Here is a 12,809-nt window from a genome sequence, read left to right as displayed (position 1 = left end):
CTGAGTCTTCCCCGTTCGTGTGCTCTCATTCGTAAATACATGCAATTCAAGACCCGCGCATCCTTGCACCTGGCGCGAGGTTTCTGGTTATTGCTCCTTCGTCTTCCGAATGATCTTCGAGGAAGGAGCGACCATGACTTTCTCTCTCTCATCATCCTCTGCATCGAAGCTCCCGCGTCCTCCTGACCACTCCTGAGTACTCAAGAGCAGAACAGGCCTACTTCCATCGGCATGAGCACCCGAGTAGGGTCCGCTCGTGCCACAGCGCTTCATGAAAGGAATCGTATGGACACGACATGGTTGACCGCCTCGGAGCTCGCCGCCGTCTTGAAAGTCAGTGTGGTGTCTGTGCGTCGCGCCTACTGGAAAGGGCACCTCCCCGTGATCCGCTTCGGGCGCATGGTCCGGTTCGACCTGGACCAAGTGAGACAGGCAATCCAGCGGAATGGGCATCACGTGCTCCACACCCTCGACACGGCTGAGGGACCGGGACGCCGCGCGACCGGCGGCGCCAGCCGACGGCGCGACGGGCAGCCGAGCCCCCGATTAGTCAAACGGGGGCGCAAATTCCAACCAAGTACTCGGAGGCAACTATGAGCGGCTGGTTATTCTCGCTGGGATGGCTGCGCTTTACCGTCCCCAATTCGACGGTCGAGATCCTCAAGACGGTCCTCGGCGAGGGGGACTGGATTCGGGACGAGAAGGGGTATGAAGGCTACCGCGAGGTCTGGTTCTGCCGGGGCAATGACAGCGGCTATGGCCGGATTGCGACGGGGGCGAAACGGAATCCGCGGGAAGTCCATGTCGATCTGTCCCAAGAACTGATTCGTCATTGGACCTTTGAAAAGTTTCACGCAATAGCCCACTGGGTCCTGGCGCAGGACGGGCATTTCGGCCGCATTGATGTGGCCCTCGATGATCGTCTCGGCGTGATTGATGTCGATGGGGTCTATGAGGCCGTGGTCAAAGGCCACTGCGTCTCGCACTTCCGGCAGTGCCAGATTATTGGCGGGCTCGATGTGCCCTCTGGATCGGACCGTGGGAAGACGCTCGCCCTCGGGTCTCGCCAATCGGATACCTATCTCCGGGTCTACGACAAAGCGGCGGAACAACGGGCCAAAGACAAACCGGTAGACGGCCCCTGGATGCGCTGGGAAATGGAATGGAAAAGTCGGCGCGCCCAAGCCGTCGGCCTCGCCCTCGCTTCGCTCGATGGCGATTCGTTCCGGAAGTACATCGTGGGGGTCTTCCGGACGGCGGTGGATTTCCGCGACTGTACCCGAGAGGACGACCCGAAGGACCGGTATTACGCTCCGATCTTAGGCTGGTGGCAGACCCTCACCGAGGGCATGCAACGAGCGACGCTCCATGTGGTCACGACGGTGCGCAAAATCGAGCACGTCAAACGGTGGGCAGAGAAGAGCTTGGCACCGATGCTCGGCCTCCTGTGTGCCCATCCTGAGGCCGGGGAACGCTGGCTGGTCAGAACCATCGTCGACGGCGTGGACCGCTGGCGGAGCAAACACCTGGCGCTCTTACAGACGGGTCAGGATATCGCAAAGACGAGACACAAGCTCCGCTGGTGGAATCCACGGGACGGGTTCTCTGCGGCCTATGGCACCGGGACCACCTAACTAGCCGATGGCCGGGTTAGGAATGAAATGGGTGTTTACAGGGAGGGGGTCATGAAACAGGTTTCAGGACAGACAGTGAAACTCCTCAACGAGGAACGAGCCTTACTCATGAGCCTCGCAGCGAAGCGAGATGTCACCTATTCAGACATTCTCAGAATTGGGCTTTATCAGCTTGCCGCGATTGAGGGGCTCGACGGGCCATTGGCGGAGGCGGTCCAGGCGCGCGTCGAGCATCTGTTTTGTGTGGAAGCCGCGTGGTGCGGCATCCGAATAGAGCAGGCCGCTGAATCCTCGCACACAGGAGGGGTCTGATGGCAACGCACACACCTGGCCCGCTGACAGAGCGGCCAGCATCTCCTAACAGTGAAACACGAACTGCGGTGGAGACCCAGCGACGGGTTCTCTGCCGACAATGCCACATCGGGTTCCTCAAGCTCTTCATGTGCGGGCCGCGATTGCGTGGGCGGTGTCAGAGCTGCGGCACGGTGTGGGTCTATCTCTGGTCCTGCACGAAGCAGGGCTGGTTTCGGTGGTCCAACTAACTAACCAGGAGGGAGTCACATGTCAAAGTTCGTCGGCACCTGTGTCGTGATGGGCGTCAAGTCGAGACCGAGTCAGGACGGGAAACGGACCTTCCGGAATGCGGTGCTCTATTTCGAGGAAGACACCACCACCTTGGAAGCGAGCATCTCGGAAGACCATGAATCGCTCTACAAGCTCATGGAAGCCAACAAGATGAAGCTCGCTCAAGTCACGGTCAATCTCCGGGAATTCAAGGGCCAACGGTTCCTGGATGTGACGGCCTATCAGCCGATCACTCAAAGCGCATCACACAGTCAGCAAGGTAAGTAACGACCGATTGAGACGCTGATGATCTTCACCGACCTGACGTTGGAGCAGCAACTCACATGGCTCATGTTTTTCCTCGCCTGTTTTCTGACCGGTGTGCTCTCAGGGCGGCTCTAGCCCTGAGCAGCTATGCCGCACTCCTCTACTGCGTGGCGGTGGCACTGTGCCTTTGGCCGCAGCTGACCTTCGCGGCCACGGGCTACAGCCGGATCATGACGGCCACACAGTTCCACACGATGATGCTGGCCCGCCAGGCGGCACAAGCCGGAGCCGCTGCGCAAGCCATTGCACTCGCAAACCCCGGCACCTCCATCGCCGTCCGGACCATCACGGCGGCCACGGGATGGCCCGGTCTGGCCATTGCCGCCGGCCTCGTCCTGGCCCAGCTGCATCTGAATGCGCAGCAAGTGCAGGACATCAAGGCGGCCTCGGCGACGCCGGGAGCCCCGGACATCGAAGGCTATCCTGAGCCTGGAGGCGCTGAGATTCGTCAATGCCCGGGTGCTCCTGAGTGCATGACGAATTGGGTGGAATACCTCACCGTTCCGACACCGCAGCCTGGCGGGATTGGATGCAAGCTCGCCATGGTCGGCGATCCACCAGCTGGTTGGAACGGCTGGTACAGCGCCCAAGCGCCGCAGACCTGTCTGGCGTTCCGCTATCCCTGGAACCCCAATCCCTCCCAGCAAAGCGAACCGCAACCCGCTACCGCCCAAGACATTCAAGACTACTGGAACGAGAACCCGACCGGACCCAACAGTCCGACAGCCAATACGACACCGGTCGGGTCAGGGCAATCGGCCACGGACGCCACGACGGTTATTAACGATCCCGTGACGCCGAGCGATGCGCCCACCACCGTGGTGCCCTCCAATCAGGTGCCCGACGACAGTGTCATGATCGATCCGAATGCCACGCCCCCCGCCGGCACCCAAACCACCTCGACCACGACGCAGCAAACCACGACGACGAGCACGACCACCACCAATCCCGATGGCTCGACCACGACGCAAGACGACAGCAGCACCAGCGTGCAGTGCTCAACGGGAGATCATGAGCTACGGTCTTTCGGAGCCATTCTCCAGGAGCATCTCACGATCTGGAGAGGATCGGGCATCGCGGGACAATTAGCGCTGCTGCAATCTCTGACCTGGCCCGCAGACCTGCCGACGATTACCTGGACCTCCACGCAGTTCGGGACGTTCGCAGTCAATTTCAACGACTGGTCCACGATGTTTTTGGCGCTTCGCGCCATTGTCATCGCCGGGGCGGGCTTCGCCGCCTATCGCATCATTTTTGTCGGGAACGGATAAGCTATGACCGCACTGCTCAATCTGATCTATTGCTTTCTGCTCGACATGATTTTGTCGTTTACCGATGTCTGGAAAAGCGGCTGGGATTCCGTTCTGGGGGTTGCTGACAGCCTGCTGGCGTCACTCGGAACCGGCTCCCTCAGTGTGCCCATCATCCCCGTGCAGTACACCTGGGTTTTGGGGGCGACCGGGATGAGCCAGGCGGTCGCCATCATTGCCTCGGCCATGTTGGTGCGATTCACCTTGCAAGCGATTCCATTTGTCCGGTGGGGCTCATGATCACCTTATTGGAAGGGACCCCCGGCAGTGGAAAATCCTATTACGCGGTGGCGGACTATCTGCTCCCTTGGTTGCGCGCTGGACGCCGCCTCTATGTGGCAGTGGACGGGTTCTATCTGGATCGGCTCGCGCTGTTCGAAGGCCGTCCCTTATCGGATCTGCAGAATCAGATCACGCTCTGGCAGGACCGCGCTCAGATCCCATCGCTCTTGCCCACCGTCGAGCCAGGATCGGCGATCTGTCTCGATGAGGCCCAGACCATCTTCCGGGCCAAGGAGAAGATCCCCGGTGAGATCCTCCGCTGGCTCGAAACCCATCGGCATTACGGGGTCGATGTCCTTCTTATGGCGCAGGACTACCGGCAACTCACCTCCAGCGTCACGCGGTTGGTCGAGAGCACGATCAAGTTTCGGCGCATGGAACGATTCGGGATGACGCGCCGGTTTCAGGGCTTCGTGCGCGGGAATCCGGAAGAGACGGAAGTGATTCGGACGCTGATCGGGCGGTATGACCCGAAGATCTACGCCTACTATTCCAGTTATGCGACGGGCGGCATTCGAGAGGAACGACGGATGAAAACGGTGTTGTCGAGTCCACTACTGATGATCGGGGGGCTGGGGCTAGTAGGGGCCCTCGGGTTTATTGGCTGGGGGACGTGGTTCTCCGGTACAGCGAAGCCAGCCGTGTCCAAGACAGCATCGCCAACAATCGAAACGAATCCCATGCTCCTGAAACGAGCGGAGAACACTGTTTCGACCGATCCGCTCGCTCCACCAGCAGCCACCGGTTCCACGGCCGCGAATCGAGATCGCTTACGGATTGAAGGGGGAATGGTGATGGATGGCAAGGCCTTCTGGGTCGATGCTCAGGGCCGCATCCTCACGGCCGGACAGATTGCCGCCCTAGTGGGCGCTCCGGTCACGGAACAGATCATCAAGGGCGTCCCGTCGTTGGTGTCCGATCGAATTCTCTGGGGCGGCGAGGACACGCCTCGTGCTGTCTCGCAACTGTTGGCTCGTCAGCCACTCGACCACGCGGCGGCCAAAGCCTCACCACTATTTCAGCACTACGAAGAGAAGGCCGACGTGAAATGTATCGGGGTCGATAACCAGGAACGGGTGTGCGATGGATCAAGCGGCAATTGATGCCGCCGTCTTTTGGGCGGCGGCCTGTTATCTCGGGGGCTTTACGGTCGGCATGATCATTCGTCTCTTGCTGACGCAGTAATCAGAGCCCAGAAAGGAGGTGAGGCACATGAAGACGTCACTGTCTCGTTTCTCAGTAGCGGCTCTCGGGACGGTGCTCAGCGCGCAGACCGCGCTGGCGCAAGTGTTCCCGGTGGACACGGCGAGCACTACGACCATCTCCAACGTCAAGGCTGACATTGTGGCCTGGGGAGTGGTGTTCATCGGCGTGGCGCTCACGATCTACGCCTACAAGCGAGTCAAATCCTTGGTTCGCTAAGGCGGCAGGGTGGCTCCTGCAACGCGTGGCAGGAGCTGCTCGGTGAGAGAGGAACAAGAGGAGAAAGAAGAGGAGGGACCCGTCAATGGCCTGGGCATCGGTCGCATCGGATCTGCAGCAACTCGGCACAGCACTGGCTGCGGATATCATCGGATGGGGTGCAGCGGTCATTGGGATCGCGCTCACCGCCTCAGCCGTGCTCTGGGTCTTGCGGCTACTCCGCGGCTAGGACGGCCAGCCTTCATCTGCAAAGCTAAACTGCCGCGCCTCGCCGAGGATGAGATGGTCCAAGAGGGTGATTCCGAGTAACTCGCCGGCTTCGCGCAGTCGCTTGGTCAAGAGCCGATCTTCCTGACTGGGCGTGGTATCTCCCGAGGGATGGTTATGGGCGCACAGCCAGGCGGCCGCATTCATGACGATCAACGGCTTGAAGACCTCACGCGGATGGACGATCGAGAGCGACAAGGACCCGACCGAGACCACATTGATCCCGATGACATGGTGTTTGGCATCCAGCCCACAGACCACGAAGTGTTCACGATCCAGACCTTCAAAGCAGGGTCGAAACAACATCGCTGCCGTGGTCGAATCCCTGATGGGTTGGGCCGATCCCGTCCCCTCCATCTCACAGACCAACGTGACGCGATACCGAGGGGCTCGATAGGTCAACGCTGGCCGACTGGCCTTCATCAGCCGTTTCGGCCTGACGGGAATGTGTTCTGCATCTTGATTCATCCGAATCCTCCTTGAAGAAATTGTTGTCCCACCCCGCACAAACGAGGGGGTGGGACAGACAAGGAGGATGAGGGCACAGCGCTCTCGCAGTGGGCAGGCCTGGACAGGAAGAGATGACGGAGGCTGTTCGGAAAGGCCTGACCTGCTGCTCCTCAGCGATGGCCCGCCACCACTGGGGGTTCAGTCTTCGGTCCACGCCGGCGGCTACGCGGGCGCATGAGAGGGGGAGCGGGGGTGTCGAAACACTCCCCCCGATTGAAACAGAGGTTATATGTTGCTGACGGTGAAAGATCTCTCAGCGTGGCTCAATGTGAAGCCATCCACGCTCTACCTATGGGCAGCTCAGGGAAAGATTCCATGTCGGAAGATCCATGGGGTGCTTCGATTTGAACCGGATGCTATTACAACCTGGTTGCGTTCGTTCGATTCAGGGCCAAAAGAAACGCTTCCTCCGTTGACCCGTCACTCAAATCGCGGTGTGGATCAGCTTATTGAAGCCGCCAAACGCGAAGTCTATACTCCTACCCGCGAGAAACCAGACAAAGACAGGGCCTAACAAGGAGGTTACCGATGGCTCTGTTTCGTCGAGGACGGGTCTGGTGGATGGGCTTTCCGTATCAGGGGAAGCAGGTCAGGAGATCCACGGAAGTCACGGATAAGAAGTTAGCCGAAAAGATTTACCACAAGGTCATGGTCCAGATCGCTGAGGGGAAGTGGTATGCACCCGAAGCAGGGGCCGATAAGACGGTGAAGGACCTTTTGGAGCGATATCTTAGAGATCATTCGGCTCCAAATAGAGCGCCGACCACGCATCGCGGTGATATCTCACGGGCACAGCATCTCATTCGGGCATTCGGGGATCTGACGTTGAAGGAAGTACGACCTTCTCTTTTAGCGGCATATAAGTCGAAGCGGCGAGCTGAGGGAGCAGCGGCCAAGACGATTAACAACGAACTTACGCTCTTGAGCCATGCGTTTCAGCTTGCGGTAAAGGAATGGGAATGGGTAGCGGAAAATCCGGTGCAACGGGTCTCGAAAGAAAAAGTGCATAATCTTATCGAACGCTGGCTCACAGCAGAGGAAGAATCACGTCTCTTGGCGGCATCACCCGCTTGGTTGCAAGAGATCATTATCTTTGCTGTGAACACGGGACTTCGGCAGAGTGAGATCCTGAATCTCGAATGGTGCAACGTGGATCTATTCAGGAGAACTATCACGCTGCTGGTACAAAAGAACGGAGGCAGAGATACGCTTCCGGTCAATGCGAAGACGCTTGAAGTGTTGAAAGCCCGCGCGAAAGTTCGATCAATGAAAACGGATTATGTGTTCTTCAACGGGGCTGGAAACCGGATGGACGCGCGGGATCTCCTGCGTGTCTTTTATCCGGCCATGCGAAAAGCAGACGTGAAACGCTTTCGGTTTCATGATTTGCGCCATACCTTTGCCACTCGATTGGTGCAAGCCGGCGCCGACATCTACACCGTGCAAAAGCTTGGACGGTGGAAAACAATCTCCATGGTGATGCGTTACGCGCATCATTATCCAGAGAGTTTGCGCGCAGGGATTGAGATTCTCGATCGTGTTCCAGGGGGAATTAGCACAGTTTTAGCACAATCGGCGAATTCCGCACTCACGGAACCGGGAAGAGAATCGGTGATAAGTTGTTGAAAGAGAAGAAGAAAGGTTGGTTGCGGGGAGAGGATTTGAACCTCTGACCTTTGGGTTATGAGCCCAACGAGCTACCAGGCTGCTCCACCCCGCGGCCGGATGCTAACAAAGCGCCGAGCGGCAAGTCAAGTTGAGGTGTTGCACGATTGCTTTCTCGCTACCACGATGTTAAAGCGAAGGCATGCGGATCGTCTTTATGGGGACACCGGAATTCGCCGTGCCGTCGTTGGAGGCCCTGCTTCGTTCGAAGGACCAAGTCGTGGGGGTCGTGACGCAACCGGATCGACCGAAGGGACGTGGGCAGCATCTCGTACCTCCGCCTGTCAAACTGGTCGCTGAGCGAGCCGGTATTCCCATCTTGCAGCCTCTCAAGATCCGAACCCCCGACTTCTTGCAAGCTCTTTCTGCATGGCAGCCTGATGTAATCACAGTAGCGGCCTTCGGGCGAATTCTACATACCCCGATACTGAGTCTTCCTCCCATGGGTTGTGTAAACGTGCATGGCTCACTGTTGCCGAAATATCGAGGAGCTGCTCCGGTGCAATGGGCAATTATCAATGGAGAAACCGAAACCGGTATCACCACGATGCTGATGGACGAAGGAATGGATACAGGCGCGATCCTGCTTCAAGAAAGGTTACCCATCACACCTGACGATACGACCGGTACATTGGCTCCGCGTTTGGCCGAGACGGGCGGGCGGCTGCTCGTCGAAACCCTCGCACAGTTGAAAGCCGGGACATTGATGCCCAAGAAGCAAGATGATGGACAGGCCACCATGGCGCCGATCTTGAAGAAAGAAGACGGCCTCATTGACTGGAGCGTGAGAGCAGCATCCCTCGCCAACCGAGTCCGAGGACTTTCCCCTTGGCCGGGGGCCTATACGTTTTTGGGTGGGGAGCGCTGGAATGTTTGGAACGCGGTTTCGACTATTGGCCCGACGACAGAGAAGCCGGGTACCATCGTCACAGTGAATAAGCAATCGATCCTAGTGGCGACCGGTGATGGTCTGCTTGAGATCCGCGAAATCCAGACGGCCAATTCGAAGCGAATGTCGGTGGCTCAATTCCTGGCTGGGCACCACGTCAAGGTTGGTGAGCAACTGGGCTCCTCGGCTGCATAGTTTGTTCTCGCAACAGCATTCACTCTCTGGTCTCGATTGTGATTCGCGAGCAAAATTCGGATGTTGCGGTGTCCGGACTCTCACCGCGATCCATCGCTCTTGCTATCGTCCTGTCCAGCCAACGGACCGATCGTTCACTCGATGAACTGATTGACGAACGGGCTGCGGCAATTCCATTGCCGCGTGACCGCTCGCTGGTAATGGAACTGGCGTACGGAGTTTTACGGCGGCAAGAAACGATCGACTGGCGACTTTGCGCGGTGCTGTCCAAACCCCTTCACAAGCTTCCTGTTTTCGTTCAAATGTTGCTTCGACTCGGTGCCTATCAACTGCTGTTCCTGGATCGCATTCCTGCATCGGCCGCGGTGAACGAAACCGTCAAGTTGGCCAAAGCTTCGACACAACAACTGGGGCATGATTGGAGCGGATTGGTGAACGGGGTCTTGCGCAACCTCATCCGCTTGCCGGCTCCAACCTTACCAGACTCAGTTGCTCATCCAGCTGAGTTTCTGTCCGTCAGCTACGCCATACCCTTGTGGCTGACAGAGCGGTGGGTGCGTCGACTGGGCATTGAACAAGCAGAATCGGCTTGTGTAGCGGCCAGCGCCGTCCCGGCCATCACACTGCGCGTCCACCGCTGCCAACTGAATCGGGAGGAATTTCTGGAGCGTATACGACAAGCCGAGATCGTCGCTCGTCCGGCAGAAGTTAGTCCTGTGGGAGTTGTGCTGGAAAAGGGCCAAGACATCACCTCGCTGCCGGGATTTCTCGCAGGGGATTTCTATGTGGAAGATGAAGCGGCCCAGCTCATCCCTCCGATCCTCGATCCTCAACCCGGCGAAGTCATTTTGGACGCCTGTGCCGCTCCAGGCGGCAAGACGACTCATCTTGCTGCACTCATGAGCGATCGTGGAACGATCTATGCTGTCGATCGGATACATTCCCGCTTGAGCCTGCTCCAGCAAAATTGCCGCAGGCTGGGAATTCAAAGTATTGTCCCGATCGTTGGTGATGTGAGAAAGACGTCGGAATGGTCTGCAATGATCGCACACAAGTCGAACCACCAGGGGAGATTGCCGTCATTCGATCGTATACTCGTGGATGCCCCCTGCAGTGGGCTGGGTGTGCTACGGCGGCATCCTGAAGCGAAACTTCGCAAGGGTAGTTCGGTGTTTCTTGCGCATCAGAAGCTTCAGACTCAGATCCTTGAGGCGGTCGCTCCCTGCTTGCGACCCGGTGGGGTGCTGGTCTATAGTACCTGCTCAACTGAAATGGAAGAAACTGAAGAGGTCGTCAGTCGTTTTTGCGAAGCCTCTCCTGGATGGACGCGTGAATCTGTGGCTCCCTGGCTTCCCACCACCGCTCTTTCCTTTGTGACCCCCCAGGGGGCGCTCTCCACCCTGTGCAACGGCTTTGGGATGGATGGATTTTATGCCGTCCGCTTACGAAAGCACGGATGATGGGTCGTCCGATTTACATCGCGCCCTCTATTCTTTCTGCCGATTTTGCTCGACTGGCGGAGGAAGTCGCCGCCGTGGAGCGGGCCGGTGCCGATATGTTGCATGTGGATGTCATGGACGGCCATTTTGTGCCGAATCTGACAGTGGGGCCTCCTATCGTGGAAAGCCTCAAGAAGGTTACCAAGTTGCCCCTTGATGTGCATCTGATGATCACCAATGCCGATGCGTTTATCCAGGATTTCGTCGAGGCCGGTGCCGACTACCTCACGGTTCATGTTGAGGCCTGCCCGCACCTTCACCGCACGATTCAGTCGATTAAAGAACGGGGTGCTAAGGCCGGAGTCACCCTGAATCCCGCTACACCCATCGCGTTGCTGCAAGAGATCTTGGGCGATGTCGATCTCGTGTTGATCATGTCGGTGAATCCAGGATTCGGGGGACAGAAATTTATTCCATCAGTGCTCAAGAAAATCGCCGAAGCCCGGGCACTCTTGGACAAGATCAATAGCCGGGCACTGCTTGAGGTCGATGGCGGCGTGAAGGTAGATAATGCACGGGAGATTGTCGCTGCCGGCGCAACGACTCTCGTGGCTGGATCGGCGATTTTTTCCCAACACGACTATACGGCCACGATCGCAGCTATGCGAGCGGCCGCAGAGACGGTCGTTCAACCGGCGCCCCGCGTAGCGGTTAATCGATAGGCCATCGAGGGTGGACATCTCCGCAGTCATCGACAGCCTTCATCCTCTCGAAATCAAAGTCCTCACGACGTTGGGCACTCGTCCGCCCGGAACCGCCTTGGACAGCGAGCAGTTGGCTGCAGCCGCTGAATTGGAGCCTTCCCAACTCAGCATGGCCGTCGAGTGGCTGCTCGCCAAGTCGCTGATCGCGATCCAGACGGAAACCGTGACGCCCATGGTGTCGTTGACCAAGATAGGGGAAGAGTATTATCGGACTTCGTCACCTCTGGAACGAGTCGTCGCAGCCGCGCGCGAAGCGACCGGCACCGGAAAGCGATTGACCATTCCCGATCTTCAGGCCCAAGGAGGACTTGATCCCTCTGACGTCAGCAAGGCCGTCGGACGACTCAAGAAGGAAGGGGTGATCCTGATCATTCAAGGAGGTTGTATCGAAACGACCGGACGCCCGAGCCCGACCGCCGAGATACTCCGAACCCTTCTGCAACAGGTACATGAGTCGTCGAAGGAACTGAAAAGCTTCACGGACGCCGATCGCCAGGTCGTCGAAGACTATGCGGTGAAGCGCGGGAATGCAAAGGAGCCATTCCGTATAGATGAGCGGGTGACCCGGTCATTCATCTTGTCCACGGAAGGTGCAAACGCGGCGGAACAGTTGCTGAGGCAAGGGGTTGCTGAGGAAGTATCGCAGTTAAGTCCCGAGTTGTTGAAAGACGGGAGCTGGCGTCATAAACGATTCCGGAAATATACCATCAGCTTGCGTCCGCCTCGTATCGGAACCGGGAAGAAGCACCCCTATCGTGAATTTCTCGATGCCGTAAAGACCAAACTCGTGAGCATGGGGTTTCAGGAGATGCGGGGGCAGCTTGTCGAGACAGAGTTCTGGGACATGGATGCGCTGTTCATGCCGCAATTCCACCCCGCCCGAGATATTCACGATGTGTATTTCGTAAAGACTCCTACCCATGCCAGCGGCGTGGACGATTCGGTGTTGTCGCATGTCGCCCAGGTGCACGAGAACGGTGCCGCGACGGGCTCCACCGGCTGGGGCTATTCCTTCGATCTGCAACGCGCCAAACGATTGGTGTTGCGGAGTCAAGGGACTGCCGTCTCCGCCCGAACGTTAGCTGCCTCACCGAGTATTCCCGGAAAGTATTTTTCGATCGCCCGGTGTTTTCGCTATGACCAGGTCGACGCTACTCACGCGACGGATTTTTTCCAAGTGGAGGGAATCGTACTTGGGGAAGACATCAATTTTAGAACGTTGCTGGGTCTTCTAAACTTGTTTGCGCGCGAGGTCGCTCAAGCAAAAGAAGTGAAGTTTCTGCCCGCTTACTTCCCGTTTACAGAACCATCGGTGGAGCTTCACGTTCGGCATCCTCGCCTGGGCTGGATGGAACTCGGTGGCGCTGGACTCTTCCGGCCAGAGGTCACATTACCTCTTGGGGTCACCGCGCCGGTGATTGCGTGGGGACTAGGCCTCGACCGGATGGCAATGGTGGCGCTGGGCATCCACGATATCCGAGAGCTCTTCACCGACAACCTGGAATTGATCCGCACGACCAGAGGATTGTTCTAGCCTGCGC

17 protein-coding genes and 1 tRNA gene are annotated in these 12,809 nt (G+C 58.0%); 16 read left to right on the top strand and 2 right to left on the bottom strand.

Going from position 1 to position 12,809, the window contains the following annotated elements:
* Positions 1–285: 285 nt before the first annotated feature.
* The 10 genes from H8K03_09280 to H8K03_09235 all read left to right on the top strand — a co-directional run bounded on the left by H8K03_09280 (position 286) and on the right by H8K03_09235 (position 5,768).
* Complete coding sequence (locus H8K03_09280) at positions 286–597, top strand: helix-turn-helix domain-containing protein (GenBank protein UVT22057.1); 312 nt, start codon at positions 286–288, stop codon at positions 595–597.
* On the top strand, positions 594–1,634 hold the full coding sequence (locus tag H8K03_09275; protein ID UVT22056.1) for a replication initiation factor domain-containing protein: 1,041 nt from the start codon (positions 594–596) through the stop codon (positions 1,632–1,634). The genes H8K03_09280 and H8K03_09275 overlap by 4 nt, the downstream gene beginning before the upstream one ends.
* A 51-nt stretch (positions 1,635–1,685) precedes the next feature.
* Positions 1,686–1,946: a hypothetical protein gene (locus H8K03_09270; GenBank protein UVT22055.1), complete on the top strand. Its 261-nt coding sequence runs from the start codon at positions 1,686–1,688 to the stop codon at positions 1,944–1,946.
* Positions 1,946–2,176, top strand: a complete 231-nt coding sequence (locus H8K03_09265; GenBank protein UVT22054.1) for a hypothetical protein — start codon at positions 1,946–1,948, stop codon at positions 2,174–2,176. Before H8K03_09270 ends, H8K03_09265 begins: the two co-directional genes overlap by 1 nt.
* 19 nt (positions 2,177–2,195) lie before the next feature.
* Positions 2,196–2,486, top strand: a complete 291-nt coding sequence (locus H8K03_09260) for a hypothetical protein (GenBank protein UVT22053.1) — start codon at positions 2,196–2,198, stop codon at positions 2,484–2,486.
* A 56-nt stretch (positions 2,487–2,542) separates the two neighbouring features.
* On the top strand, positions 2,543–3,796 hold the full coding sequence (locus H8K03_09255) for a hypothetical protein (GenBank protein UVT22052.1): 1,254 nt from the start codon (positions 2,543–2,545) through the stop codon (positions 3,794–3,796).
* A gap of 3 nt (positions 3,797–3,799) precedes the next feature.
* Complete coding sequence (locus H8K03_09250; protein UVT22051.1) at positions 3,800–4,075, top strand: hypothetical protein; 276 nt, start codon at positions 3,800–3,802, stop codon at positions 4,073–4,075.
* On the top strand, positions 4,072–5,220 hold the full coding sequence (locus H8K03_09245; protein ID UVT22050.1) for a hypothetical protein: 1,149 nt from the start codon (positions 4,072–4,074) through the stop codon (positions 5,218–5,220). The genes H8K03_09250 and H8K03_09245 overlap by 4 nt, the downstream gene beginning before the upstream one ends.
* Positions 5,221–5,329: 109 nt before the next feature.
* Positions 5,330–5,539, top strand: coding sequence for a hypothetical protein (locus H8K03_09240; GenBank protein ID UVT22049.1), 210 nt, complete (start codon positions 5,330–5,332; stop codon positions 5,537–5,539).
* Positions 5,540–5,624: 85 nt separating this feature from the next.
* On the top strand, positions 5,625–5,768 hold the full coding sequence (locus tag H8K03_09235) for a hypothetical protein (GenBank protein ID UVT22048.1): 144 nt from the start codon (positions 5,625–5,627) through the stop codon (positions 5,766–5,768).
* Here H8K03_09235 and H8K03_09230 read toward each other — a convergent pair.
* Positions 5,765–6,163 carry a DNA repair protein RadC gene (locus H8K03_09230; GenBank protein ID UVT22430.1) on the bottom strand — a complete coding sequence of 133 codons (399 nt, stop codon included), beginning with the start codon at positions 6,161–6,163 and terminating at the stop codon, positions 5,765–5,767. The two genes, H8K03_09235 and H8K03_09230, sit on opposite strands and share 4 nt — an antisense overlap.
* Positions 6,164–6,548: 385 nt before the next feature.
* Here H8K03_09230 and H8K03_09225 point away from each other — a divergent pair, with 385 nt between their 5' ends.
* On the top strand, positions 6,549–6,830 hold the full coding sequence (locus H8K03_09225) for a helix-turn-helix domain-containing protein (GenBank protein UVT22429.1): 282 nt from the start codon (positions 6,549–6,551) through the stop codon (positions 6,828–6,830).
* A gap of 14 nt (positions 6,831–6,844) precedes the next feature.
* The gene (locus H8K03_09220; protein UVT22047.1) at positions 6,845–7,942 is read left to right on the top strand and encodes a site-specific integrase; all 1,098 of its coding nucleotides are present in this window, start codon (positions 6,845–6,847) and stop codon (positions 7,940–7,942) included.
* 17 nt (positions 7,943–7,959) lie between these two features.
* Here H8K03_09220 and H8K03_09215 read toward each other — a convergent pair.
* Positions 7,960–8,036, bottom strand: a tRNA-Met gene (locus H8K03_09215).
* 87 nt (positions 8,037–8,123) lie between these two features.
* Between H8K03_09215 and H8K03_09210 the strand changes: the two genes are divergently transcribed.
* The 4 genes from H8K03_09210 to H8K03_09195 all read left to right on the top strand — a co-directional run bounded on the left by H8K03_09210 (position 8,124) and on the right by H8K03_09195 (position 12,802).
* Positions 8,124–9,065 (top strand): methionyl-tRNA formyltransferase, encoded by a 942-nt coding sequence (locus H8K03_09210; GenBank protein UVT22046.1) that lies wholly within the window; start codon positions 8,124–8,126, stop codon positions 9,063–9,065.
* Positions 9,066–9,133: 68 nt separating this feature from the next.
* Positions 9,134–10,525 carry a 16S rRNA (cytosine(967)-C(5))-methyltransferase RsmB gene (rsmB, locus tag H8K03_09205; GenBank protein UVT22045.1) on the top strand — a complete coding sequence of 464 codons (1,392 nt, stop codon included), beginning with the start codon at positions 9,134–9,136 and terminating at the stop codon, positions 10,523–10,525.
* Complete coding sequence (locus H8K03_09200; protein UVT22044.1) at positions 10,522–11,226, top strand: ribulose-phosphate 3-epimerase; 705 nt, start codon at positions 10,522–10,524, stop codon at positions 11,224–11,226. Before rsmB ends, H8K03_09200 begins: the two co-directional genes overlap by 4 nt.
* 10 nt (positions 11,227–11,236) lie before the next feature.
* Positions 11,237–12,802 carry a phenylalanine--tRNA ligase subunit alpha gene (locus H8K03_09195; GenBank protein ID UVT22043.1) on the top strand — a complete coding sequence of 522 codons (1,566 nt, stop codon included), beginning with the start codon at positions 11,237–11,239 and terminating at the stop codon, positions 12,800–12,802.
* Positions 12,803–12,809 lie beyond the last annotated feature (7 nt).

Source organism: Nitrospira sp. (assembly GCA_024760545.1).
GTDB lineage: Bacteria > Nitrospirota > Nitrospiria > Nitrospirales > Nitrospiraceae > Nitrospira_D.
This window is presented reverse-complemented; position numbering and strand designations above follow the sequence as displayed.

Bases quoted from the DNA above. Each gene is read 5' to 3' on its own strand.
- H8K03_09245 (UVT22050.1), top strand. From the start codon at position 4,072: ATGATCACCTTATTGGAAGGGACCCCCGGCAGTGGAAAATCCTATTAC.
- H8K03_09210 (UVT22046.1), top strand. From the start codon at position 8,124: ATGCGGATCGTCTTTATGGGGACACCGGAATTCGCCGTGCCGTCGTTG.
- H8K03_09275 (UVT22056.1), top strand. From the start codon at position 594: ATGAGCGGCTGGTTATTCTCGCTGGGATGGCTGCGCTTTACCGTCCCC.
- H8K03_09235 (UVT22048.1), top strand. From the start codon at position 5,625: ATGGCCTGGGCATCGGTCGCATCGGATCTGCAGCAACTCGGCACAGCA.
- H8K03_09230 (UVT22430.1), bottom strand. From the start codon at position 6,163: ATGGAGGGGACGGGATCGGCCCAACCCATCAGGGATTCGACCACGGCA.
- H8K03_09255 (UVT22052.1), top strand. From the start codon at position 2,543: ATGGCTCATGTTTTTCCTCGCCTGTTTTCTGACCGGTGTGCTCTCAGG.
- H8K03_09280 (UVT22057.1), top strand. From the start codon at position 286: ATGGACACGACATGGTTGACCGCCTCGGAGCTCGCCGCCGTCTTGAAA.
- H8K03_09250 (UVT22051.1), top strand. From the start codon at position 3,800: ATGACCGCACTGCTCAATCTGATCTATTGCTTTCTGCTCGACATGATT.
- H8K03_09220 (UVT22047.1), top strand. From the start codon at position 6,845: ATGGCTCTGTTTCGTCGAGGACGGGTCTGGTGGATGGGCTTTCCGTAT.
- H8K03_09240 (UVT22049.1), top strand. From the start codon at position 5,330: ATGAAGACGTCACTGTCTCGTTTCTCAGTAGCGGCTCTCGGGACGGTG.
- H8K03_09270 (UVT22055.1), top strand. From the start codon at position 1,686: ATGAAACAGGTTTCAGGACAGACAGTGAAACTCCTCAACGAGGAACGA.
- H8K03_09260 (UVT22053.1), top strand. From the start codon at position 2,196: ATGTCAAAGTTCGTCGGCACCTGTGTCGTGATGGGCGTCAAGTCGAGA.
- H8K03_09265 (UVT22054.1), top strand. From the start codon at position 1,946: ATGGCAACGCACACACCTGGCCCGCTGACAGAGCGGCCAGCATCTCCT.
- H8K03_09200 (UVT22044.1), top strand. From the start codon at position 10,522: ATGATGGGTCGTCCGATTTACATCGCGCCCTCTATTCTTTCTGCCGAT.